Annotated in this window: 22 protein-coding genes and 1 riboswitch; of the genes, 13 read left to right on the forward strand and 9 right to left on the reverse strand. The window is 38.5% G+C overall.

Features of this window, described 5'->3' with window-relative positions; all coding sequences use genetic code 11:
- Nucleotides 1–53 precede the first annotated feature (53 nt).
- From JOD18_RS16030 to JOD18_RS16065, 8 genes are all read left to right on the forward strand, one after another.
- Nucleotides 54–1,799, forward strand: coding sequence for a glycoside hydrolase family 66 protein (locus tag JOD18_RS16030; RefSeq protein WP_204670142.1), 1,746 nt, complete (start codon nt 54–56; stop codon nt 1,797–1,799).
- Nucleotides 1,800–1,811: 12 nt separating this feature from the next.
- Nucleotides 1,812–2,876, forward strand: a complete 1,065-nt coding sequence (locus tag JOD18_RS16035; RefSeq protein WP_204670143.1) for a Gfo/Idh/MocA family protein — start codon at nt 1,812–1,814, stop codon at nt 2,874–2,876.
- Nucleotides 2,877–2,906: 30 nt separating this feature from the next.
- The gene (locus JOD18_RS16040; RefSeq protein WP_204670144.1) at nt 2,907–4,040 is read left to right on the forward strand and encodes a Gfo/Idh/MocA family protein; all 1,134 of its coding nucleotides are present in this window, start codon (nt 2,907–2,909) and stop codon (nt 4,038–4,040) included.
- A 56-nt stretch (nt 4,041–4,096) separates the two neighbouring features.
- Nucleotides 4,097–4,816 carry a ThuA domain-containing protein gene (locus JOD18_RS16045; protein WP_204670145.1) on the forward strand — a complete coding sequence of 240 codons (720 nt, stop codon included), beginning with the start codon at nt 4,097–4,099 and terminating at the stop codon, nt 4,814–4,816.
- A 186-nt stretch (nt 4,817–5,002) separates the two neighbouring features.
- Nucleotides 5,003–6,370: an MATE family efflux transporter gene (locus tag JOD18_RS16050; RefSeq protein ID WP_204670146.1), complete on the forward strand. Its 1,368-nt coding sequence runs from the start codon at nt 5,003–5,005 to the stop codon at nt 6,368–6,370.
- 78 nt (nt 6,371–6,448) lie between these two features.
- Nucleotides 6,449–7,312, forward strand: a complete 864-nt coding sequence (locus JOD18_RS16055) for a sugar phosphate isomerase/epimerase family protein (protein ID WP_204670147.1) — start codon at nt 6,449–6,451, stop codon at nt 7,310–7,312.
- Nucleotides 7,313–7,657: 345 nt separating this feature from the next.
- Nucleotides 7,658–9,439, forward strand: coding sequence for a methyl-accepting chemotaxis protein (locus tag JOD18_RS16060; protein WP_204670148.1), 1,782 nt, complete (start codon nt 7,658–7,660; stop codon nt 9,437–9,439).
- A 193-nt stretch (nt 9,440–9,632) separates the two neighbouring features.
- The gene (locus tag JOD18_RS16065; RefSeq protein ID WP_204670149.1) at nt 9,633–9,944 is read left to right on the forward strand and encodes a rhodanese-like domain-containing protein; all 312 of its coding nucleotides are present in this window, start codon (nt 9,633–9,635) and stop codon (nt 9,942–9,944) included.
- A 97-nt stretch (nt 9,945–10,041) separates the two neighbouring features.
- Here JOD18_RS16065 and JOD18_RS16070 read toward each other — a convergent pair whose 3' ends face one another.
- From JOD18_RS16070 to JOD18_RS16080, 3 genes are all read right to left on the reverse strand, one after another.
- The gene (locus JOD18_RS16070) at nt 10,042–11,421 is read right to left on the reverse strand and encodes a UDP-N-acetylmuramoyl-tripeptide--D-alanyl-D-alanine ligase (protein WP_204670150.1); all 1,380 of its coding nucleotides are present in this window, start codon (nt 11,419–11,421) and stop codon (nt 10,042–10,044) included.
- 17 nt (nt 11,422–11,438) lie between these two features.
- Nucleotides 11,439–12,506 carry a D-alanine--D-alanine ligase gene (locus tag JOD18_RS16075; RefSeq protein ID WP_204670151.1) on the reverse strand — a complete coding sequence of 356 codons (1,068 nt, stop codon included), beginning with the start codon at nt 12,504–12,506 and terminating at the stop codon, nt 11,439–11,441.
- A gap of 301 nt (nt 12,507–12,807) precedes the next feature.
- Nucleotides 12,808–13,674 (reverse strand): AraC family transcriptional regulator, encoded by an 867-nt coding sequence (locus tag JOD18_RS16080; protein ID WP_204670152.1) that lies wholly within the window; start codon nt 13,672–13,674, stop codon nt 12,808–12,810.
- A gap of 147 nt (nt 13,675–13,821) precedes the next feature.
- On the opposite strand from JOD18_RS16080, the gene JOD18_RS16085 reads away from it, so the two are divergent.
- Nucleotides 13,822–16,074, forward strand: coding sequence for a glycoside hydrolase family 127 protein (locus tag JOD18_RS16085; protein WP_204670153.1), 2,253 nt, complete (start codon nt 13,822–13,824; stop codon nt 16,072–16,074).
- 175 nt (nt 16,075–16,249) lie between these two features.
- On the opposite strand, the gene JOD18_RS16090 is transcribed toward JOD18_RS16085, so the two are convergent.
- The 4 genes from JOD18_RS16090 to JOD18_RS16105 form a co-directional block, all read right to left on the reverse strand.
- Complete coding sequence (locus tag JOD18_RS16090) at nt 16,250–16,399, reverse strand: YjcZ family sporulation protein (protein WP_204670154.1); 150 nt, start codon at nt 16,397–16,399, stop codon at nt 16,250–16,252.
- A 363-nt stretch (nt 16,400–16,762) separates the two neighbouring features.
- Complete coding sequence (locus tag JOD18_RS16095) at nt 16,763–17,554, reverse strand: HAD family hydrolase (RefSeq protein ID WP_204670155.1); 792 nt, start codon at nt 17,552–17,554, stop codon at nt 16,763–16,765.
- A gap of 15 nt (nt 17,555–17,569) precedes the next feature.
- Nucleotides 17,570–18,517, reverse strand: coding sequence for a lipoyl synthase (gene lipA / locus JOD18_RS16100; RefSeq protein WP_204670156.1), 948 nt, complete (start codon nt 18,515–18,517; stop codon nt 17,570–17,572).
- An 11-nt stretch (nt 18,518–18,528) separates the two neighbouring features.
- Nucleotides 18,529–19,347: a lipoate--protein ligase family protein gene (locus JOD18_RS16105; RefSeq protein WP_204670157.1), complete on the reverse strand. Its 819-nt coding sequence runs from the start codon at nt 19,345–19,347 to the stop codon at nt 18,529–18,531.
- 484 nt (nt 19,348–19,831) lie between these two features.
- Between JOD18_RS16105 and JOD18_RS16110 the strand changes: the two genes are divergently transcribed.
- Complete coding sequence (locus tag JOD18_RS16110) at nt 19,832–20,743, forward strand: AEC family transporter (RefSeq protein ID WP_204670158.1); 912 nt, start codon at nt 19,832–19,834, stop codon at nt 20,741–20,743.
- A 313-nt stretch (nt 20,744–21,056) separates the two neighbouring features.
- A complete protein-coding gene (locus JOD18_RS16115; RefSeq protein ID WP_204670159.1) occupies nt 21,057–21,803 on the forward strand; it encodes a sulfite exporter TauE/SafE family protein in 747 nt (248 codons plus the stop codon).
- A gap of 370 nt (nt 21,804–22,173) precedes the next feature.
- On the opposite strand, the gene JOD18_RS16120 is transcribed toward JOD18_RS16115, so the two are convergent.
- Nucleotides 22,174–23,259, reverse strand: coding sequence for a methionine biosynthesis PLP-dependent protein (locus JOD18_RS16120; RefSeq protein ID WP_204670160.1), 1,086 nt, complete (start codon nt 23,257–23,259; stop codon nt 22,174–22,176).
- Nucleotides 23,260–23,338: 79 nt separating this feature from the next.
- A riboswitch (SAM riboswitch) is annotated at nt 23,339–23,440 on the reverse strand.
- A 408-nt stretch (nt 23,441–23,848) separates the two neighbouring features.
- Between JOD18_RS16120 and cobA the strand changes: the two genes are divergently transcribed.
- Both cobA and JOD18_RS16130 read left to right on the forward strand, forming a co-directional pair.
- Complete coding sequence (cobA, locus tag JOD18_RS16125) at nt 23,849–24,619, forward strand: uroporphyrinogen-III C-methyltransferase (protein WP_204670161.1); 771 nt, start codon at nt 23,849–23,851, stop codon at nt 24,617–24,619.
- A 129-nt stretch (nt 24,620–24,748) separates the two neighbouring features.
- Nucleotides 24,749–24,955 carry a hypothetical protein gene (locus JOD18_RS16130; protein ID WP_204670162.1) on the forward strand — a complete coding sequence of 69 codons (207 nt, stop codon included), beginning with the start codon at nt 24,749–24,751 and terminating at the stop codon, nt 24,953–24,955.
- Between the two features lie 19 nt (nt 24,956–24,974).
- Here the strand turns inward: JOD18_RS16130 and JOD18_RS16135 are convergent, their stop codons facing one another.
- Nucleotides 24,975–25,241, reverse strand: a complete 267-nt coding sequence (locus tag JOD18_RS16135) for a hypothetical protein (RefSeq protein WP_204670163.1) — start codon at nt 25,239–25,241, stop codon at nt 24,975–24,977.
- Nucleotides 25,242–25,261: the final 20 nt, after the last annotated feature.

The following is a 25,261-nucleotide window of genomic DNA, read 5'->3' on the forward strand; positions in this document are numbered from 1 at the left end:
TCGGATCTATTGTCTTATTAGGATGTAGTTCTGAAAAAGAAAGCAGGGAAGACATGAAAAAAATTCAAATTGAATTGGTTCAAACAGATAAAGCCATGTATGATCCAGGCTCTGTGGTTAATCTGGAAATAAAAGTGAAAAACCACGAGGAAAAAATTATGCAGGATCTAACGGTACAGTTACATCCATCGCATTTAGAGACACCATTGGAAAGTGAGACAACTAATACCTTTGATTTGGAGCCAAACGAAGAGAAAGTAGTTCAGATGGAGTGGCAGTCTCCTGAGGAGGATTTTAAAGGGTATCTCCTGGATATAGAATTAGTAGATAATCAACTTGAAACAATAGACACAAAGACAACAGCTGTTGATGTATCGTCAACTTGGACAAAATTTCCGCGTTATGGGTATGTATGGGATTTTACAGAAGGCGTTAATACAAAAGAAAAGATTGACATCCTAAAAAATAGAAATATCAATGCATTGGAGTATTATGATTGGAAATATAAACATCATCAACCGATTCCAGAAGACAGGGAGCAAGAGTCATGGCTTGACTGGTCAGGTAGACCGATCTTTGCTGAATCGATTCGTAATTATATTCAGGATGCTCAGGAAGCTAATATGGTAAATCTGCCATACAATATGGCCTATGCCGTAGTAGATGGTTATGAGGAAGATGGCGTTAAGCAGGAATGGGCTCTTTACTATGCAGATGATAATGATAGGGGAACAGGTCATTTTCAATTTAGTATGTCTGCCACATCTTACTTATACTTTTTTGATATGAGTAATAAAGAATGGCAGGATTATATATTTTCTCGAACAAATGAAGTGTTTGAGATGTTTGATTTCGATGGCTGGCATGCTGATACCGTCGGTGAATGGGGCGAAATGCAAACAGAGGATGGACGTACCTTATATGTGAAAGATACGTATACCGAGTTTTTAAATCGAGCGAAAGCAGCGATGCCGGAAGATAAATATCTAGTCTTTAATCCAGTTGGTGCACAAGGAATAGAAAATGTTAATGTCAGTGATGTGGATGTACTTTATACAGAAATCTGGCCATGGGATCGAGATCTCGATGGGGAGCTGTATGATGATTATTATTCATTGAAAAAAGTAATTGATGTTTCCAGAGAACAAAGCGGTGGTAAGTCCTTAGTGATTCCTGCCTATATGAGCTATGACTATGGAGAATTAAACTCTGGATCTGCCTTTAATACGGCAGCTGTCATGTTAACCGATGTTACCACATATGCTGCAGGTGGGTCACGTATGGAACTGGGAGATGGGAACAATATGTTAAGTAATGAATATTTTCCCGCTCAACATCTGTTTATGGATGAAGAGCTTCAAGTAAGAATCGATCAATTATATGATTTTATTGTTATTTATGAGAATCTGCTAAGAGACGGGCAGGAAAATATAGAGAACGTAATTGATATAGCAGACTATAATCATTCGGCCAATGGAGATCCGGACAGCATTTGGACGTATGCCAAAGAAGATGAAGATTATGAAATCGTTCATATGATCAATCTACTGGGCGTAAGTGACAATGATTGGCGTGCAAATGAAGGGAAGAAAGAAACCCCGACTGTCATTGAGGATTATGAGGTTAAATATTATTTCAATGACGAAATTGAATCTGTATGGCTTGCCTCACCAGATAGGAATCAGAACCGCAGTATCGAACTTCCTGTGGAGACAGGAACAGATGAAAATGGAGACTATGTGCTTCTGGAAATCCCTTCACTTGAATATTGGAATATGCTCTACATGAAAAAGAAATAAGGAGGAAAAAACATGATTAAAAATGGGGTTATAACTGTTGGGTTAATCGGACTTGGGGGGATGGCAAATGCTCATCGCCGAATGATTTCTGAATTAGAACAACTACAATTGGGTGCTCTTTGTGATGTGAATGAAGATCTTTTGAATAAAATTGGAGAAGAAGAAGGGGTTAGAGCAGAAAAGCGCTTTAATGATATGGAAGCTTTAATTGCAGATCCCGATGTTGATGTTGTCATTTCCATCGTCCCTAATCATATCCATGCCAAGGTATTAGAATTATGTATTCAGTATCAAAAAGCAATTATGGCTGAGAAGCCATTTACATTAAATTTTGCAGAAGCCGAGGAATTGGCTGCTTTATATGAAAAACAGCCAATTCCATGTATGGTTGGATTCTCCTATCGTTATATACCATCATTTCGTTATGCAAAGCAGCTAATAGATGAAAATAAAATTGGTGCCGTTCGCCATATGGATGTTCGTTATCTGCAATCATTTGGTGCACCTCTATTTGAAGTACCGTATGCTTGGCGTTTTAATAAAGCAGTTACAGGTACTGGGGCACTAGGAGATTTAGGTGCCCATATGATCGATAGTGCTAGATTCTTTGTTGGTGAATTTCAATCCGTATCAGCGCTAATGGAAACATTTGTCCAGAAACGAAGAGATCCAAACAGTGGGGAAATGAAGGAAGTTGATGTTGATGATTATACTTGTTTTCAAGCAGTACTTGAAAACAATGTCATTGGAAACTTTGTCACAACAAGAAATGCAGTAGGATCAGGAAACCAGCATGAAGTAACAATTTACGGTGATTATGGTACGATTCATGTCAATTGTGAACGTCCAAATGAAATTGACATTTGTATTAAAGATGAAACAGATCATAAACCTGTTTTTAAAACAAATAAAGTGCCTGAAAATTATAAAAGGCAGCAACTGCAGGATTTTGCTGATTTAGTTACAAATAATCCACAAGAAGGAATGCCAACTTTTAATGATGGCTATCAAAATCAAAAAGTGCTTGAGCGAATCATTCAGTCTGCGGAAACTGGTCAAACTGTAAAAGTTGAATAATAGTTCTATGTCAGGTCAGAGGAGGATTTTATGAAAGCAAGTAAAGTAAATATTGGGATAGTAGGAGCAGGTTCATTTGCAGATCTATGGTATTTACCTATATTAAAAATGCATCCAGCGGTTCAGTTACAAGCCATTTGTAGTCCGAGTGGTGTAAATGCTGTGAAACTAGCACAAAAATATGATGTTCTCTCAACCTACGATTCTTATGATGAAATGATCGATAGAGAACATCTGGATGGCATTTGTATCGTTACGCCTAATCATTCACACCATGAAATTGCAATCGAGGCATGTAAACGTGGTATTCATGTGATCTGTGAAAAACCACTAGCAATGAATCACGAGGAGGCCCGTTCCATGCTTGAAGCTGCTGAAGAAAATGAGATTGTTCACGGCGTAAATTTCACCTACCGCGAAAATCCTGCAGTAAAAAAGCTGAAAGAACTTTTGAAGGATGAATTTATTGGGGAGCTATATGAAGGAAACTTTCAGTACACAGGAGCATATGGACTATCCGGTCCTCCTGGATGGAGAGGAACAAAATCTAAAGGAGGGATCGGCGGGGTTCTTGCTGATTTAGGATCTCACTTAATTGATCTTGTTCAATATGTATTAGGTGAAGAAGTGAGTCGGGTAACATCATCATTGTCTTTCTTACATGAAGGGAAATTAAAAACGATACATGAAATGGAAAGTCATGATCAATCAGCAGATTCCGTTTCTTTTCATGGGATCTTTCCTTCCGGTATACATGGTTCGTTTTACACAAGTTGGATTACTCCTCAAGGAAACAGAAATCAAACAATTGAATTGTCATTTAGCGGAAGTAAGGGAGCAATACAGTTATTCTCGAGTGGATTAGGAATACAGTTAAAATATGCTCATGGAAGAGAGTCATGGAAAGACTATCCTTTGGAGTGTGCAACAAAATGGGCAGACTCGAATGAGCCAAATGAAGCTAACTTTAGGCCGTGGCGCTTAACCAATCGAAATGAAATATGGAAATGGACAGATTTGATTTTAGAAAATAAAGCGAGTGGAAGAGTATCTTTAACGAGCATTCCTAATTTTAAAGATGGGTATTCTGTTCAACAAGTAATCGATGCGGTAATTCTATCAGCTGAACATAAAAGAGAAGTGTTAGTAGAAATAATGACATAGGCGAACAACGAATCAATGTCTAGTATGTTTTTATATTAAAAAGTGGAGGGATAAAGATGATAAATATAACAATATGGAATGAAAATAGACATGAAAAAATAAACCCTGAAGTACAAAAAGTTTATCCTGAAGGGATACACAATGCACTTGCAGCGTTTTTAAAAGGAGAATTTACGGTGCGAACAGCAACTCTCGATGACCCTGAACATGGATTAACAGATGAAATCTTAGATCATACCGATGTACTCATCTGGTGGGGACATATGGCACATGAGGAGGTTAATGATCAGATTGTTGAAAAAGTGAAAGAAAGAGTTCTAGATGGAATGGGATTTATCCCTTTACATTCAGCACATAATTCCAAAATCTTTAAAGTTCTAATGGGAACGAGAACAGGGCAATTAAAATGGCGTGAAGCTGATGATAAAGAAAGGCTGTGGGTGATCGAAGCTGGCCACCCAATTACGGAGGGAATTCCAGAAGTCATTGAACTGGAGAAGGAAGAGATGTATGGAGAACGATTTGATATACCTCAGCCAGAAGAACTTCTCTTTATTAGCTGGTTTACTGGAGGAGAAGTATTCCGGAGTGGATGTACCTATAAGCGTGGAAAGGGGAGAATTTTCTACTTCCGGCCAGGTCATGAAACATATCCAACATATTACCATAAAGACATTCAGAAGGTCATTTGTAATGCTGTAAACTGGGTGTCGCCTACTCTTAATAGTCCTGATTTGAAATTAGGAAATGTCCAACCGTTGGAGATTAAGAATTAATCATTTGTTTAGTCGGAAACGAATACATGGAGACTTAGATTTCTAAGTAACCACTGTAATTAATAATAAGTTGAGACTGTTGAGTACTCCTAAGTATTTCTCAGCAGTCTCTTTATATAGTAGGGTAAAAAATTTAAAAAATATATTAGAACGCATGGATTTAAGAACTATAGGAGAGCACATACCATGGAGAAAATAAATACAGCAAACCTGTCTTTATATACAATAACTTGGCCCATTTTTATTGAAATGGCACTACAAATGCTGTTGCGAACAACAGATATATTTATGTTAAGTAAAGTTTCGGATGAAGCGGTAGCAGCTGTGGGTGTTGCAAATCAAATTATTATGTTTGCCGTCATAACTTTCCAATTTGTTGCGATGGGTTCTGCAGTAGTTGTTTCCCAGTACCTTGGAGCTAAGAGGACAAAGAAAACGGGAAGGATTATCGGAACAGCTCTTGGACTCAATTTATTATTTGGACTATTCGTAAGCAGCATTGTTATCATATTCAATAAACCTCTTTTAGGAATTTTTAATCTCGATGCCGAATTGTATGAGATGGCTCAAACCTATTTATATATCACTGGCGGAGCACTGGTTTTACAGGCACTGTTCACCGTAACAGTAGCGATTATCCAATCATATGGTGATACCAAACGAACGATGTTGGTAACACTTGGAATGAATCTATGTAATATTATTGGGAATTATCTGGTCATATTCGGTCCGTTTGGATTTCCAAAGCTTGGTGTAACGGGAGTAGCTATTGTAACTGTTGTTAGTCAAATGGCAGGACTAATTGTTATTTTGCCGATCCTTCGAAAAGGTGCAGGTGCTCATATGGAACTAAGAAATATAGTCTTTTGGCAACGTAGTCATGTCTTTAACATACTAAAAATTGGAGTTCCATCTGCTGCAGTTTCTTTATCCTACAATGCTAATCAACTTGTTATAACAGTTTTTATCTCATCGCTTGGTGCCATGATGCTGACAACATATATCTATACAAAGAATTTAATGCTTATTGTGATGATAATGGGGCTTTCTCTGGCTAGGGGGATGCAGATTATTGTCGGGCATTTAGTGGGAGGCGGAGAGCAAAAGAAAGCTTATAAGAGAGTGCTCCAAACTTTGCTTAGGAGTATATTTATCACGTTAGCAGCAGTTTTACTTCTGAGTTTGTTTCGTGAACCACTCATTAAACTTTTTACGACATCTCCTGAGATTATCAAGGTCGCTTCTATTTTACTCCTTCTTGGGTTTGGCTTAGAGCCAGCAAGAAATTTTAATGTCATTTTAGAAAGATCACTTCAAGCTGCAGGCGATGCGCGCTTTGCTATGAACTCTTCTGTTTTAATTATGTGGCTGTTTAGTGTACCTCTTACTTATTTTTTGGGGATTCATATGGAATATGGGTTATTCGGAATTTTTGCCGCTTTTATTATTGATGAATGGGTGAGAGGATTGGTTCTATTTTTTCGTTGGAGAAGTAAAAAATGGAAAGGAAAAATACTTATTCAACCTAAAGATGAGAAGGTGTCTGTAGGATAGATAAAATAACGAAGGGAATTTCACTAAATGAAAATAAGAAGTCATGAATGATTTGAAGTTTATCGGAAGTCAAATTTAATGAATTTAGAAAGGATGAGTGATATGTGTTCTTATAAAATCGCCTTAAATACATCAACACTAAAGCCATTTGACCTTACTATTAAAGAGCAAATTTACATAGCCCAAAAAGCAGGTTATGACGGAATTGAATTGTGGGTAAAGGATATTGAGGACTATATTCAGAAGGGAGGGACGGTAAAGGAACTAAAAAAATATATCGATGATACAGGAATATCATTCGTCAATGCAATTGCCTTTTTTAAATGGTCAGACGAAGATGAAACGATTCGTAAACAAGCATTCATCCAAGCTGAACAAGAAATGCAATTACTTGTTGAATTAGGCTGTCAGGCCATTGCAGCTCCACCCTTTGGAAATGTAAAGGAAGTATCTCTTCCAACGATGGCACATCATTTTTCACAGTTAACAGAGCTTGCACGTGGTATAGGAATTGAACCTTACTTAGAATTTTGGGGTAAAGCCAAAAAACTATCGAAACTGAGCGAAGCTATGTATGTTGTACTAGAAAGCGGTGCACATGATGTTAAAATATTAATAGACCCTTTCCATATGTACACAGGTGGAAGTAGTTTGGATGATTTGAAATACCTAAATGCTAATTCTATCGGAATTGTACACGTGAATGATTACCCATCGTTACCTACAAGAGAAGAAATAACTGATCAAGACCGTTTATTTCCTGGTGATGGCATTTTTCACACAGAAGAATTCTCAAAGCTGCTTACTCAAATAGGTTACAATGGTTATTTATCACTTGAACTATTTACTAAAAATTATAGAGGAAAGAGTGCTTTAGATGTTGCTGCATATGGTTTGAAAAAGATAGAAGGCACATATGGTCAATCTATTGGGCGTAAGTGACTATGATTGGCGCGCAAATGAATGGAAGAGAGAAACCCCGACTTTCATTGAGGATTATGAGGTTAAATAGTATATGAATGATGAAATTATGTATTTTAATTTCGATCTAATTAAATCAGGAAAGTAATCTGTTGACTGGAAGGAAGATATGATTTTATTCCAGTCAACTTTTTTATACTATAGAAAAACATAGACTAGAACTTGTTATACTACTTTTGATAAAATTAATCCTTTAACTAATTATTTAGAACTACTAATAAAGGCTTAATAAAAATTTTATTGTACACTTTTATGAAATATGATATGATCTATTTGTCATTTTATTGCGAAAAAAAGGAGAACATCATGAAAAAAATGTCTAAAATAAGGTATAAATTACCTATTATTATGTTAGTCTTATTAATTATTCCAATCATACTCGTTGGTTTTTTTGCGTATCAAAAAACCGCTGTGTTAGAGAAGGCAATTATTCAGAAAGATGATATTGTCGAAATGTCGCCCAAATATCAAAAGGTATTTGAAGAATATGAGAAATATTTGACAGATATCTCACAATTAGAGGAGATCAATTTTGAGCAGGTGACTGGGGAGACCGGAAATACAAACACGTATCCTACCTTGCCAGCAGTAAATGATCCTGCCTTAACGAGTTTCTATGAAGAATTTCTGCTTGAGCAATACAAGGATGATCCATTTATCACCGCTTTATATATAGCGACAACAGATGGGGCTATATATTTTGGTGATACACAATCGGCTGATTTATCGAACTTTGATCCAGAAGATGCGAGCTGGTATAATACTGCAATGGAGGCACCAGAGACTGTTACATGGTCACAGCCTTACATAGATTCATTGACTGGCAACACTGTTATATCTTTATCCAGAACAATTGATAATGGTGACGAGATAATCGGTGTGATAGCAGCTGACTTTGATATGAACTTGCTTGCGCAAAAAATGCGTCAAGATATCTTGATCACAACACTTATAACAACAGTTGTTGCGACAGTTATTGGTCTTGTGATTATTATCTTCTTTGTACGTGGATTAAATTTTAATGTGAGGCAAATTATTGAGGAATTAAACCGATTAGCAGCTGGCGACTTGTCAGGTGAAAAAGTCAAAGTGAAAGGCAAAGATGAATTTGCTGACCTTGCTCTTTCATTAAATCAAATGAAACACAATTTATACCAAATGGTTAATCAAATTATGATGGCAACAGGGCAGGTGATGCAGCAAGGAACTGTATTAAATCAAGCCTCTGACCAAGTGAGAGAAAGTGCGGAACAAATTGCTGCCACGATGGAAGAACTAGCGTCAGGCACCGAGTCACAGGCTAATCATGCCTCAGACTTGGCCACATCTGTGGAACAATATAATTTGAGGGTAAAAGAAGTAACTCAGGATGGAGAAGTTATCGGAACCCAGTCGCAAGAAGTAATGAAGTTAAGCAAACAAGGGGAACAAGAATTGAACCAGACGATCGAACAAATGAAGGTAATCTATCAAATGGTTCATGAATCTTATCAAAAGGTATCCGGCTTGGATAAGCGGACAGAAGAGATTGATAAGATCGTGGTCGTGATTAAAGAAATTGCGGAACAAACAAATTTACTTGCCCTTAATGCAGCGATTGAAGCTGCACGGGCAGGCGAAGCAGGCCAAGGTTTTGCTGTCGTAGCAGATGAGGTTAGAAAACTGGCTGAACAGGTAACCAATTCGGTAACAGAAATCACAACTTTAGTTGGCAATATTCAAACAGAGTCAAGTGAGGTTGCCCGCTCATTAGAGACAGGCTTTAATGAGGTGGAAAAAGGTACACATCAGATTTCACGTACTGGCGAAAGCTTTGTCCATATTAACGCATCTATCACGACAATGGTCGATCAAGTATCTCATATGATTCAAGAGTTAGAATCTGTCCAACAAAACAGCATAGAAATGGGTAAATCAGTTGACGAGATTGCCGCAGTAAGTGAGCAATCGGCAGCAGCCGTAGAAGAAACAGCTGCTTCTGCGGAGGAAACCAATCAATCAATGGAAGAAATAGCAAGAAGTGCCGTACAATTAGAACAGTCCTCAGACAATTTAGTCAAAGAAATGGAGAAGTTTAAAATTGTATAATCTGTCAGTATAATGAAGAAGCTGCAGAATGATAAGCTGCAGCTTCTTTTTATGACAGAAGGGAAAGAATAGAAAAAGTTTAGTCAGTTTTCACTAATTTTCGTCACTTTTTATAAAATTTCAAAAATATATGACAAAATTCATGGAAAATTGCTATACTATGAGTGAGCAAAGATTGTTAGGAGGGTCATGCATGACAGTGAAAGAGATATATACTGCAGATTTAGCGGATAAACTATCCAATGGCGAGGAAGTACGTATCATTGATGTAAGAGAAGATGATGAAGTAGAACAAGGTATGATACCAAATGCACAACACATCAAACTTGGCGATGTGCCAGAGCGTTTAGATGAACTAGATGCCGAAACTCATTATTACATTATTTGTCGATCTGGGGCTAGAAGTTTGAGAGCGACCCAATATTTAGAAGCAAAAGGTTATCAAGCTACCAATGTCGATGGCGGCATGCTTGCATGGAAAGGCGAAACAATCATTCCTGAATAAAAGATAACTAAGAATTGTCAATATAAAAAGGTTCTGGCTGCTTAAGGGCTCAGAACCTTTCTTTATCTAGACAAATGGGCTTATAATGTGCCTTACATTATTGGCTTAAGTCTTCCAGCAAGTCTTCAAGTTTCATGCCTCGAGAAGCCTTGAGTAAGACTACCGTTTGTCTGTCCAGCAGCGGTCTCACGACTTCGATAATGTCTGTTTTTGAATCGTATGACTGTACTTCTATATTAGATTTGCTTGCTTTCATGCCTTTGGCTATCTCCCGGCCTAATGTGCCATAAGTAAATACATAATCTATCTCTTGCTCTGCAATGAAATGTCCTATTTCCTGATGAAGTTCGGCCTCAGCTACGCCTAATTCTAGCATATCTCCTAGAATAAGTATCTTTTTTTCATACCCTTTGAGAGAATGCACAAGCGAGATAGCCGCCCTCATGGAGGTAGGACTAGCATTATAGGCGTCATTAATAATCAATGATTGATTTTGACCTTGAATCGTTTCCATGCGCATAGCCGTTAATTGTAAATTGGCTAGTTGTTTTTTAATCACCTTTTGTTCCATACCTAGATGCTGGGCGGCTAAGATGGCAGCCATGGCATTTTTGACGTTGTGAATACCTAGGACAGGTAAGAATAAACTTGTATCAGGATAAGAATTTACCATAAATTCTGTCCCATCCCCTTTTAGTTCAATGGCAAGGGGATAGATATCAGAGGTTTTTGTTTTTCCAAAGGATTTACAGGTGAAGGAGATGTTCGGATCTTTTACTTTATCCTGCAACAATGGCTCATCTCCATCATAAATAAACAATCCATCTTTTTTTAAGCCAGTGGTAATTTCGAATTTAGCTTCTGCTATGCGTTCTCTGGATCCTAAGGTTTCCATATGAGATTCGCCGATATTAGTAATAATAGCGATATCCGGAGCAGCGATAGAAGATAGAATTTCGATTTGTCCGACATCACTCATTCCCATCTCTAATACCATGACCTCAGTATCTTCTTTCAGAGTGAATAGAGATAAGGGCAGACCTTGCTGACTATTATAGTTTCCTAGCGTTTTCTGTACTTTAAATTGTCCGCTTACGACTTGAGCAACGATATCCTTAGTTGACGTTTTACCATTGCTTCCTGTAATCCCGATAATCTTTACCCCTATTTGTTCACGATAACGCTTTGCTAAGTCTTGCATAGCTTGTAATACGTCATCAACAAATAGTAATGGTATATCCTCTGGTGGATTGGGGACATCTCTCTGCCAAAAGGAAGCAGCAGCTCCTTTTTGATAGGCTTGGTTGACAAAGCGATGACCATCCACATTCTCTCCAACTAATGGAATGAATAACTGTCTTTTCTCTAGTGTACGGGTATCTATGGAAGCTCCCTCCATTACGACTTCATTCCATGTTGGAGAGGATAGTTCTGCATTTGCCATATCAGCAATTTGTGCTAATGTTCTTTTGATCATGTGTAGCTACTCTCCAATCAATCCATCGTGTAACGAATGTTCATTTTCTCTTCGTGTTTCTCTAAAGCTAACTCAACTAGTTTATTAATTAATGCCGGATAGTCTAAACCACTGTGCTTCCATAACAATGGGAACATACTTACAGGAGTGAAACCTGGCATCGTATTTACTTCATTAATTAAAATTCTCCCATCTTCTGTTAGGAAGAAATCCATCCGGGCCAATCCAGCACAATCAAGAGTACGGTAGGCTTGAATAGCCATTTCTTTCATCTCTCTGTAGATATGTTCGTCAATATCTGCCGGAATAATCAGTGCAGTATCTCCGTCTTCGTATTTAGATTGGTAATCATAGAATTCTGTTTTTGGAACAATTTCTCCTGCAACAGAGCATTCTAATTCATCATTTCCAATTACACCCATTTCGATTTCGCGAGCAGTCACGCCTTCTTCCACAATAACTTTTCGGTCAAATTGGAGTGCCTCTGCAACTGCTTTATCCAATTCAGAGCGATCTTTACATTTGTTGATCCCTACACTTGAACCTAAGTTTGCCGGTTTCACAAAACAAGGATAGCCGAATGCTGCTTCTATTTGTCCGGTTAGTGCATCTTTCTTTTCTTCCCATTCTTTTTTTAGGAAACCAACGTATTTAACTTGTGGAAGTTCTGCCTGTGCAAAAAGGGCCTTCATCGCAATCTTATCCATCCCGGTTGAAGAAGCTAATACACCGTTTCCTACATAAGGTAGATTAAGTATTTCTAATAGGCCTTGTACGGTACCATCTTCACCATTGGGTCCATGCAGTAAAGGGAACACCACTTGCTGTACATCTTGGCTGTCTGCTTTGGTTAAAGCAAAAGGGGAGTCAGCTGGCTGATCTGCGATTTCCGTTAATAACTTAATATCTGTAACTGCTCCTTCAATCTTAGCCCCTGACATCCACTCTCCTGTGCCGTTAATAAAAATAGGCTGAATATCATATTGATCTTTATCCACTGCATTAATAACCGCCTTGGCCGTTTGTAGGGATACATTATGTTCGGCAGATTTACCTCCGAATAATAGGTGTAATTTTTTTTTCATAGTAAGCTATACCTCCAAAAATAGTAACTTTCCTAATTGCTTCTAAGTCCGCTTTCAGCTAATGAATCAGTGAAGCGGGAAAAGTAGTAAGCACTTGAATAAGTTTCGCTAACCATCTGTGGAAAAACCCTCCCCAAATGGAAGTCTCACTTTACCACGGTGTCAACCATCCGTAAGCCCCAGCTGATAGCTGTAAAGCGGTGATGCTATACCTAGTATACATCTTGTTTGGGGCTTTTCACAATCATGAATCTGATTTAAATCGATTTTGTTGCATGGATATCCAGTCTGAAAAACTGAGCTACGCTCGATATATCTGTTTGATATACAAAGATGGTGACATACCGGTAACTTTTTTGAATACTCTGCTGAAGTAATAAGGGTTGGCAAAGTCAAGTTTCTCACTTACTTCCGATACATTGTAATTTTCTTTTTGGAATAATTCGATTGCCTTTTCAATAATGCGCTCATTTTGATATTGTATCACGTTTTTGCCGGTCTGTTGTTTAAATAACATAGATAAATATGTATAGTTCATCCCTAAAGCATCGGAAATCTCCTGACTCGTTAATTTACGGTCTGTCGTATTATCGATTAGCTGAATCATCTTGGAAACGATACGGTTTGTTTTTTGATTCGCAATGGAGGCAGCCCTCTCTTGGTATAATTCCACAAATATTTGGTGTGCCTGCATGCTGGATAATATCGGCCGCATTGGATGTGCGGATTGAAATAAGTCAACCAGCTGCTGCAGTCGGGTCATGATATAACTTGGATTTCCTGCTGTTCCCAGTTTAGGCATCGTGAGCTTCATATTGTATTCTTCTTTTTGAATAATGGAAGTTTTACCAAGGGTAGAGTATTCTTGGACAGGAAGCTCTGTCGGCCTTGTGTAGAAATGGATATAATACCACTTGGAACCAGGGTGATAAAATTGTTCTCCCCAATGATGAACATTTTTTTGCAAATAGAGATAACCACCTTTTCTTATCGTATAGGAATGGTTTTCTTCGTTGACTTGGATTTGACCATCAACTACATAAACAAACACATTTAATTCTGGCAGCAGTCGGTCAGGATGTTTTAATCTGCCTTCGATATCCTCCATCACGCCAATTTCCTGTACTAGCGGGTAGCTGTCGGAAGTGAATGCAATGGTATGTTTCATGGTGATCCTCCTTTTTTCATCTGTGATTAACCTATTATAACAAAATAAGAAAAAAAGATATGAATTCTATTATCTTGTGGATGTACAAGGAGTTATAGATTTTAGATACTATAATAAAAGATAAAAAAAGAGGGAGAGGTCGTAGATATGATTCATTTACACGAAGGAATATTTAGACAATCACAGCAAAGAGGGAAGGAGTATTTACTATATTTAGATGTGGATCGTCTGATTGCTCCTTGTTATGAGGCCGCCGGACATAAGGCAAAAAAAGAACGCTATGGCGGCTGGGAGTCGAAACAGATAGCAGGCCACTCATTAGGCCACTGGTTATCTGCAGCAGCAGAAATGTATCAAGTGATCCATGATCAACAATTACTGGAAAAGGTACAGTATGCACTAAATGAATTGGCGAAAGTGCAAGAGATGGATTCAACAGGATATGTGAGTGGTTTTTCAAGAGACTGTTTTGATCAAGTATTTACAGGAGATTTTGAGGTAAGTAATTTTAGTTTGGGAAATTCATGGGTACCTTGGTATTCTATTCACAAAATCTATGCCGGGTTAATCGATGTCTACCAGTCTATGCAGCTGAATCTGGCGTTAGAAATTGTGCTCAAATTGGCAGAATGGGCGTATCAAGGCTTAAACCAATTAACAGAAAAACAGATGCAGCGTATGTTAATCTGCGAACATGGCGGTATGAATGAGGTTTTTGCCGATCTTTATCTGCTGACAAATGATCCGCGTTATTTACATTTGGCAGAGCGGTTTTGCCATCAAGCTGTGTTAGAACCTCTTGCAGATCAAGAAGATCAATTAGAAGGAAGACATGCCAATACACAAATACCTAAGGTAATTGGAGCGGCAAAATTATACAATATTACAGGTAAGCAAAAATATAAAACAATGGCGACATTTTTCTGGGAACAAGTCGTCCGTTATCGCAGTTATGCTATTGGCGGAAACAGTATCCGTGAACATTTTGGAATAGAAAATGAAGAAGAGTTAGGTGTGCTTACCACAGAGACTTGTAACACCTACAATATGTTGAAACTGACAGAGGTATTGTTTGACTGGGATCACTCGAGTCACTATTACGATTTCTATGAGCGAGCCTTATATAATCATATACTGGCTTCAGATGATCCTGATACGGGAATGAAAACCTATTTTGTATCCTCTGAACCAGGTCATTTTAAGGTATATCATTCACCTGACAACTCATTCTGGTGCTGTACAGGTACAGGTATGGAAAATCCAGCTAGATACAACCGGAGAATAATGGAGAAGCTGGGGAATTGCTTATATGTCCATTTATTTATCGCATCAAAGGCTTCGTTTGACGGAGGACAAACGGTTATACAGCAAGCGACAGATTTTCCCTATCAGTCCTATACTAATATAACCATCGAACAGTCGGGTGACTTGGATGAAATAGCTATTAGAAAGCCGTATTGGTTAACGAAAGAGACAAAGATTCACTTAAATGGTGAGCCTGTCCAAACAAGAGAAGAAAAAGGCTATATCGTATTGACAGGTGATTTTCAAAAGGGGGATACTATATCGGTGGAGCTGCCGATAGGATTACACCTATACCATGCGAAAGATGATCCTCATAAACAAGTTATTATGTATGGCCCGCTGGTGTTGGCAGGGGCATTAGGACAAGAGAATTACCCAGAAACAGATATCTTGGAAGATCATTTGGCATTAAATAATCATCCGCTGATTGAAGTACCGGTAATTACGACAGAACAGTCACTGGAACAATGGGTTCGTTGTATAGATCAACAAAAGCTGTTGTTTGAAATAGACGCTAATGTCCTTAGTACCGAAGCAGCGATCATGCTTAAGCCTTTTTATGCGATCCATCACGAACGATATACGATTTATTGGAATAGGCTGTCACAGGAACAATTAGAGAAACTTAGCCGCCGGAAAAGACAGCAAGAGTTAGACCGTTTGTCGATCATAGATGAGGTGGTGCCAGGTGAACAGCAGCCTGAAATCGAGCATCATTTGGAAACAAAGAATTCCTATACTGGCTATCATAAGTCGAGACACAGCAGTTGGCGTGCAGCAGCAAGACAGGGCTTTTTCTGTTATAGTTTGCGAGTGAAACCAGAAGAGACGATGTATCTGGAGGTAACATATAGTGCAGCAGAGACAGAGGATCAAGTAGGCAAGGTTTTATTTGAAGTTAAAGTAGATCAACATCTTCTTGCCGCTGTGAAATTAGAAGCTGGGGATCAAGCTGAGTTGTTGCAGTCATGCTATCTGATTCCAGCTGGGTTATTAAAAGATAAAACAAGTATAAACGTTAGTTTTGAGGCACAGAAAGATGGGAACACGGGCAAGGTCTATTATGTAGCTATTACGAATCAAAAACGTTTATAGATAATTATCCCCACTAAAGCTGAACTGCATGCAACGAACGTATGCAGTTCAGCAATGGGGGAGGATTTTAAACTGTTGTTCAGCACAGAAAGGACTTTCGTTGGTTAGAGGTGGCTTCGAAGGAAGAAGGCAACCTCTGTTATCAGTTGAAAATTAGTTTTTTAAATAGCAGGAATTAGCAGTAGAAAGAAGCTCCAACAATAATTAACAAGATGAAAAGTACAACGATTAAGGCAAAGCCGCCGCCGTAACCGCCGCCATAGCCACCACCGTAACCATTGCCATAACCGCCACATGGGTTGTAGCAACCACCGTAATAACTCATACTGATCAAACCTCCTTGTGTTTTGTCACTATACAATGTATGTTGGATTTGACCGAAAGTTAAGGTAAATGCCCATAATATCTAAAAATGGGCGCTAGGCTTGTTTGGTTGAGACAACAGTGGTTAACAAACTTATCAGAAATTAGCGTCTGTTACAATACTCGTTCGCAGAGTGTTTGCAATGGTCAGCTGCAGCGGTGTTGGCTGATCATAGGCGTGACGCGAAATCTCTAAAGTTTGGTGCTTGGAGCTGGACAAGGCTTCTTGTATATGAATGAATTACTGCATAATTATATACTCCCTCTTTAAAAAAAGAATGACATAACCACTTATTGGTAAATGCCATTCTTTTGTCCTGTATATTTACTTAACTATGCCGAGTTGTTTAAGACCGTTATAAATACCGGATTCTTCTACTGAAGTAGTTTGGCGATTGGCATAGGGGAGTAAATCCTTATCCGCATTTCCCATCGCAAAACCTTCTCCGACTATTGAAAGCATATCTTTATCGTTCATACCATCACCAAAGGCAACCGCGCCTTCTGTCGGCAGCTTTAAGTAGCTCAATACTTTTTTGACTGCTTCACCTTTATTTACGCTTTCTCGAATCACATCATATCCATGTTTAATTTCGTCAATATTTATTTTAGAGAAATAAATATCATGTCCATCGATATCATATTTGCTGATTTCTTCAGGACGTAAGTTGACAATTGTAATTCCGAGAATTTGCTTTCGATAACTTTCGTGATATGTTGCAAAATTATATAGCTGAAAATAATCGATAAATTCTTTCATATATGGTTTGTTTGCATCCGTCATCAGGTTTTGTTGACTCGTATAAAAAACGAGCTCATCATTGTTTTCCTTCGCTACTTGTAAATAAAAATCAATCACTTCTGTTGATATTGGTTCATCTACGATTGTATGACCGTCATGAATCGCAAGTGCTCCGTTATAGCCGATAAAAGAGTTAATATTTAATGATTTGGCAATATCTTGAATCTCGTGAATAGGTCTCCCTGTCGCAAGAAAAACTTCTATTCCAGCCGCCTGTGCCTGTTTAACCGCTTCTTTTGTTGAGGGCTCAATGGTGTGATCGCTGCGAAGCGTTGTTCCATCAATGTCTAAAAAAAGTGTTTGGTATTTATTCATTGGTTTACTCCTTGCTTAAAATGTATAGTTACCAAGTTCTTTTCCGCTTGTTTCTTCATAACCCTTCATATACTTAATGCGGCGTTGAGCGGCTGATTGATTCACTTGCTCATCTGCATGATAAGAAGAACGGACAAGAGGACCTGCCTCACAATGTGTGAATCCTTTAGTTAGGGCAATTTGTTTCAATTCATTAAATTCATCCGGATGGTAATAACGTTCCACTTTTAGGTGTTTCTTCGTTGGCTGCAGATACTGACCGATTGTCATAATATCTACATTGTTGGCACGAAGGTCATCCATTGCTTCGATAATTTCTTCTTTTGTTTCTCCAAGCCCAACCATAATACTGGATTTTGTCGGCGTGTTTGGTGCAATTTCTTTTACTCTTCTTAATAATTCTAGGGAACGGTCATACATGGCAATGGCGCGAACTCTTTTGGTCAGTCTCCGAACGGTCTCGATATTGTGGTTGAAAATATCGGGAGCACTGTCCATTAGTGTATGTAAGCTTTCATAATCTCCCTTCATATCAGAAGGCAGAATTTCGATGGTACAGCCAGGCACTCGTTCACGAATTTGACGCACAGTCTCAGCAAAAACAGCAGCACCGCCATCTTTTAAATCGTCACGTGCTACCGCAGTAACGACCACGTGTTTTAATCCCATAATTTCAACAGATTCTGCCACACGCTTAGGTTCACCCCAATCGAGTTCATTCGGGAGGCCTGTTTTGACTGCGCAGAAGCGGCACCCTCTGGTACAGGTATCTCCAAGGATCATAAAGGTAGCTGTCTGCCGTTCACTCCAGCATTCATGAATATTTGGACATTTCGCCTCTTCACAAACAGTATTTAATCGCTTATCGCGCATTAAATGCTTTAAGCGGTTATAAGATTTATTTGTGTTTATTTTAATTTTCAGCCATTCCGGTTTGCGTAAGTGTTCTTCTTGTTTTGACATATTATCGACTCCTATCTGGAATAATTCCATTCATCTGTTAAGTATTTGCTATGCATAAGTTCATTGACTGCTTGTTCTTGTTCATCGGAAAGCTTAAATGTCTCTAGCTGAATAGCCAAACCTTGCTCAAAACCGGCTTTAAACGCTTGCTTCGTTTCTTCTAATGATACGTTTCGCCCTGCTGCCTTATCAATATCGATGGCTTTATCGTCATATGCTGCACGAGCTCGCTGTTTGACTTGCTCGTTGCGATATACAAACAGATCATACAAGGTATCATTGTCAACAGATAAGGGAATAGAGCCGTGTTGCAAAATCACCCCTTGTTTCCGAGTCTGTGCACTGCCTGCTGCCTTCTTATTATCAACAACTAATTCATACCAAGAAGGTTCTTCAAAGCAAACGGCAGACTGTGTAGTTGCCAGCTTGTCTTCTGGGATAGCAAAGTCAGCAGCGATGCCTAGGTTGCGGAATCCTTCGAGCAGCCCTTGTGATAAAACAAGGTAGGCTTCTTTTACTGATTTCGGCATGCGTGGATGTTGTTCCGAGACAATGATGCTGTATGTAAGTTCCTGATCATGCAGTACGGCACGGCCGCCTGTTAATCTGCGAACGAGTTGGAAGCCATTTTTTTTGACTGCTTCAAGATCTATTTTATTTTTGGTTTTTTGAAAATATCCAATGGAAAGTCCTGCAGGCAGCCATTCATAGAAACGCAGAACAGGCGGTATCTTGCCTTCACTATGCCACTGGAGTAAGCATTCATCTACTGCCATATTATAGGCAGGAGTCTGTTTATGGGTGTCTAAAAAATACCAAGTCTCTGTCATAAACACTAGTTTCTCGAGCTATATCGAGAAAACTAATCCCCCTTTTATCATTATTTATCACGGTACAACCATCCGTAAGGCCCCATCTCAAAGTTTTGTGAGGTTTCAAAGAAGTATAAGTCAGGGATAACGACCGCTAATTCCCCGACAGGTCTCACTTTATCACGCTTCTAAGCAACAGCAAGGTTTAAGTGGGAAGACCCCGTTTTCTTTTCCGAGGAGTCTGAGCGCAAGCTCGTTGAATGCGGAGCTTATTTTAGGAGCGATACATGTCCACTTTTTATACTCCCTCTATATGCTATAAAAAAACCCCGCTGATAAAATTATTATTATATGATAGGATAGGTCATGTTGTACTACTTTTAACATCCTCTATTAATGGTACAGCCTGAACCCTTTTATGTCAAAGAATTCAGATGGGTAAATAGCCTGTCAATTATGTTATAGTAGTAGAGTATGTACAGAAAATAAGGGGATTTGCAGAATGAGTGGATTTAATGAACAGTTTCTTATCTCCATCGTGATTATCATGATTGGATATTTGTTAAAAAGGGTGCAATTGCTGAAAGAAAAAGATGGGGAAGCAATTGCCAGAATTGTCTTTAATTTAACCTTACCATGTTTAATTATTGTAACCTTTAATGATGTTACCTTTGCACCGTCGTTATTTTATTTAATCGTGATTGCCTTTGTTTATGGACTAATCTGTGCGCTCCTCGCCTTATTTGTCTTTAGAAAACACTCACGAGATGTAAAAGGAACCTTTGGTATGATGGTTCCGGGCTTAAATATTGGACTGTTTGCCTACCCATTAGTGGAAGGAATGTTTGGCTTCGAGGGATTAAAATACTTTGGTATGTTTGATGTAGGAAATGCCTTTATCGTGTTTGGCTTAACTTACATAATTGCAGGATATTATGCCGGAGGATCTGGCACATTAGAGGCACGGTCTATTTTACTGAAATTATCAAAATCTGTCCCGCTGCTTACCTATTTTTTTGTTAGTATCATAAACATATCAGGCTTTTCTTTACCGGCCAAAGTAATAGATATATCTAGTGTGATTTCCGTTGCTAATATGCCATTATCTTTATTATTACTTGGTTTGTACCTGAATTTTTCTTTTGCCAAAGGATATGGAAAGCTAATCTTTTCTTTTCTGGCTACCAAATACGGTTTAGGCTTAATGACAGGTATTGCTTGTTATTTATGGCTTCCTGTGGAAGAAATGTTTAAATTTACGCTGTTAATCGGCTTTATCTTGCCGACACCTGCCTCTGTATTACCGTATGCCATCATGTTTGGCTACAATCAGCGGCTAGTTGGTACGGCCTCTAATTTAACCATGATCGTCAGCTTTGTACTGATCTGGCTGATGGTAAATATCTTTGTCTAAGAGGTTGTTCAAAAAGTCCGATAAAAATGATGACGCGGCGAATTTTTGTGTTGGCGGTAGGGGAACTTCGACTAAGATGACCCATATCGTGTGGGTAACGCAGAAGTCAACACATCCTGTGCGAGTCCATTGCTCACGTATTAAAAGCATACATTCCGTTCCTTGGAAAAGAAGATCGCTTTTCCTATGTGTAAGCCCATTTTCTCTAAGCTTCGCCACCTTGAACTTTCGACGTACGGGATGTGCCTCGATGATGGTCCTTTTTATTGAACTTTTTGAACATACAATTTAATAAAAAGATAGGGGGGAGCGTATGTTTGATTTAAGTGTACTGGAATGGGTTATCGTGATATTTGCCGCTGTATTAATCGGTTTTTCCAAGGCAGGCGTGTCCAGTATGGGGATTTTGGTAGTGACAATCTTTATGCTGTTGTTCCCTGCCAGAGAATCAGTGGGTATCTTACTTCCATTACTAATTGTTGGTGATCTTTTTGCTGTTATTTTCTACCGAAGGAGTGCTGTTTGGCGTTATTTGCTCACTTTAATTCCTTGGGTACTGATTGGGATTATTATAGGTTATTTCATGTTACATGTAGTATCAAGCGAACAATTAAAACCGATTATCGGTGTCTTGGTATTGACCTTGATCATCCTGCATTTGGGACGGGAGAAATTAGGAGAACGGTTTGTCGAGATGCTGCCAGAATCAAAAGCTTTTACATATATTATGGGAATCTTAGCCGGATTTGCGACGATGATCGGAAATGCTGCCGGCGGGGTAATGTCTATTTATCTGTTAGTGAAAGGGCTTCCTAAGAAAGAGTTTGTAGGGACAGGGGCCTGGTTTTTCCTTTCCGTTAATTTAATTAAGCTGCCGTTTTATTTTTCATTAGGAATTATTACGACCGAATCATTACGTTTTAATGCCCTATTCATTCCTGTAATCATTATTGGTGCGTGTATCGGTGTCAAAATTGTTCAGATTATTCCACAAAAGGTATTTCAGACATTAGTGCTATTGTTTGCTGCTATCGGTGCGATTCGTCTGTTATTTGGCTAAATGATATGGTTTTGGTGAAGAGAAGGTAAGCAAAAGTCAGAAAAAACTAATCTCTTACAGCAACTGCTGAAATACCCCAGACTAGCGGAACTTTTAAAAAAAGTACAAACTGAACATAAGGAAATTTGCATGGATAGTCAGACAGTCAGGAAAAAAAGAATGGCTGCAAGCCAAATATGAAACAATTATCTAAGCGGTCTAAAAGGAAGTAGCCAATCCCAATCATATTATCTTAAAGTTATTGCCGAATCGTCTGTTTCTTGCAGCCTTGTTTGATGAAGAATAAGTGATCTTCTGCAGTATGGAGAAGATCACTATTGATAAATAAAGGGGCAAATCTGTTGTCATCCTTGCCCATCTATTGAAAATGTTAGTGTCCTGTCATGGCTTGCTGAATATCCTTTTTTAAATCGTCTGCATGCTCAATCCCAACAGAAAAACGAAGTAACTTATCACAAATCCCCCGTTTGTCAAGTTCTTTTTTTGGAATATCGGCATGGGTTTGGGTAGTTGGATAGGTAATAAAACTCTCTACACCACCTAAGCTTTCTGCAAATGAAATGGTACGCAACCTTTCTAAGAACGGTCCGATTAATTGGCTGTCCGTTACACGAAAACTAATCATGCCCCCTTTGCCTGGGTAGAGCACATCCTGTACATAAGGTTCTTCTCGCAAGAAGGCTGCTATTTCACGGGCATTGGCTTGCTGTTTCTCCAGACGCAGGGAAAGAGTCTTCATTCCGCGGATTAGTAACATAGAATCCAATGGAGAAAGTACGGCACCAATTGCATTATGTAAGTAGAAAACCCGCTCAGCTAATTCTTCTCCCTTTACAACCACAAGGCCTGCTAGTACGTCATTGTGACCGCCTAAATATTTCGAAGCGGAGTGGATCACGATATCAGCCCCAACTACAATTGGCTGCTGTAAATAGGGGGTATAAAAGGTATTATCAACAATAAATAAAAGCTGATGTTTTTTGGCAATGGCTGCAATGTGGGCAATATCTATTTCCATTAATAGCGGATTGGTAGGTGTCTCAATAAAGATTGCCTTTGTTTTGTCAGTGATGGCCTGTTCGATTTGATCCGGTTCCACATAGACTGGCTTGATACTATAAGCTTGCTCTAAATGTTCAAACAATCGATAGCTGCCGCCATAAATGTCTTCATTGATAACAATTTCATCCCCTTGTTTGAACAAGGAGAAGATTAATTGAATAGCTGCCATTCCAGAGGAACAGGCAAAGCCTCTTGTACCTTGTTCTAATGCAGCGATAGCCTCTTCAACAATTTGTCTGGTTGGATTAGCAGTTCTGGTATAATCATATCCTGTTGACTGCCCCAAAGTCGGGTGCTGATAAGCGGTGGATAAATAAATCGGCGCTTCGACTGCACCTGTTCGTTCGTCTTTACGATTGCCAATCTGAGCGAGCAATGTTTCTATCTTACTCATTTGTTTTCATCCTTTCGTTGTGAAAATAAAAAAGAAGTCTTCGATAAGCAGAAGACTTCTTGGATAGTAAGAAAGTGTTCTCTTATCTGTGGATCAAGATCCTCTGGAATTAGCACCATACATCAATATGCTGGTTGCTGAGGTGTCATCGGGCCAGTCCCTATACCTCTCTTGATAAGATGATTTATTATGGAATTTTGATACAAACATCATATAATAGATTGGATAAGATTACAAGTCTAATTCATAAAAATATTTTTAGCAAACCTGTTGACTTTACTGCCTGTATCGATTATAGTATGAACAATCAATGGCTTGGAAAAAAATGAGAACCTATAATTGTGAATGAAAGGCTCCATTTCTTCCTAAATAGGGTATGTCTCATAATAATGATAGAGTTATTTATTTTTTTGTTATTAATCCAAGTTTTCTCATCGGCATAATAATTAATGGGTAGAAATTTATTGTCAAAGGTTGTGAGGTAAGGTGCTAATGATTATTTTGGCTTTAGAAAACTTGGCAACCTGTATATTAGTGAAATTTAGAGAGAAACCAACAGTAGTGATTAGAGAGAAAGGGTGGGAACAACATGGGGAAGGTTTATTTAGTGGGAGCAGGTCCAGGCGATGAGGAATTAATTACAGTGAAAGGATTAAGGGCAATTCAAGAGGCGGATGTCATTCTCTATGACCGATTAATTAATTCCAAATTATTAAATGAAGCACGACAAGAGGCAGAGTTAATATTTTGTGGCAAAGAACCAAACAAACATGGATTAATACAGGATCGAATCAATGAGCAGCTCGTTTTTCATGCCCAACAAGACAAGGTAGTTACCAGGCTGAAAGGTGGTGACCCATTTATTTTTGGGCGGGGTGGAGAAGAGGCTCTTATCTTGGAGGAACATCACATTCCTTATGAGGTAGTACCTGGGATTACCTCAGGGATTAGTGCCGCTGCTTATGCGGGCATCCCTTTAACACATCGTCAAGTCAGTGGTTCAGTTAGTTTTATCAATGGGTCAAAGCCAGAAGAGAGAACAGATCAAGAGTGGCTGTATTTGGCAAATGGTGCAGATACATTGTGTTTTTATATGGGGGTAAAGTCATTTCCTGCTATTCGTGAAAAACTTCTGCAAGCTGGTTTACCAGCCAGTACACCAATCGCTTTTATTCATTGGGGCACTTTCGCACATCAGAAAACGATTAAAGGTGAATTGGGAACGATTATTGAACGATTACCTGAAATAAGCAACCCATCTATGGTAGTGATCGGAGAAGTGGTGCGATTATCAGATCAATTGAAATGGTTTGAAGAAAACCCTGAAAACTGGTTCGACTATACCAGCACACAAGTATAGCAGAAAAGAATCAAAAATTGGGTGCGAGTTCAAAACTAGCATGACCTGACAGGCATTGCTATCCATAAAGCTCTAGACGTCATATTTATTGAGCTTTTATGATGATTTATGATACAAAGGGGCAGACGTATGAAGAAAAAATTAAAACGACCTATTATAATGTTTGTAGTGATGTTTTTATTATCTATTTTTTCAGATCTCTTTAAAGGTAATGAAATTAGCTGGTTGGAGAATATGATTTTTTCAATATGTTTTGCTGTGGTTTATGAATACTTAGACTCTCTGTTTTTTGACTGGAGTTATGATAAAAATAAAAGCAAGACTTCTAAAACGTAAAGAAGTCTTGCTTTTATTTTTAATCATCTTTTAATGCCTCGGTGATTTGTTGTTGGTCTGTGTCCCAGTCCCATTGCGGATTAATCCGATCTAAGAATGCCTGGAGTTGTTCATCTGTAAGATCCTTTTTACCGTTAGAATTATTTAAATATGATTTCAGTTCCCAGTCGCCACCCTTTTTATTTGTGAAAGTCCGCCATTTAACTGTAAAGATGTAATCATTTCCATTGATGTCAGCATGAACAAGTAAGATATCTTTGTGTAAAATAAAATTGCTTAGTATCATGAGTTACACCTCCCTAATCA

The organism is Gracilibacillus alcaliphilus, from assembly GCF_016909015.1.
Taxonomy (GTDB): Bacteria; Bacillota; Bacilli; order Bacillales; family Amphibacillaceae; genus Gracilibacillus; species Gracilibacillus alcaliphilus.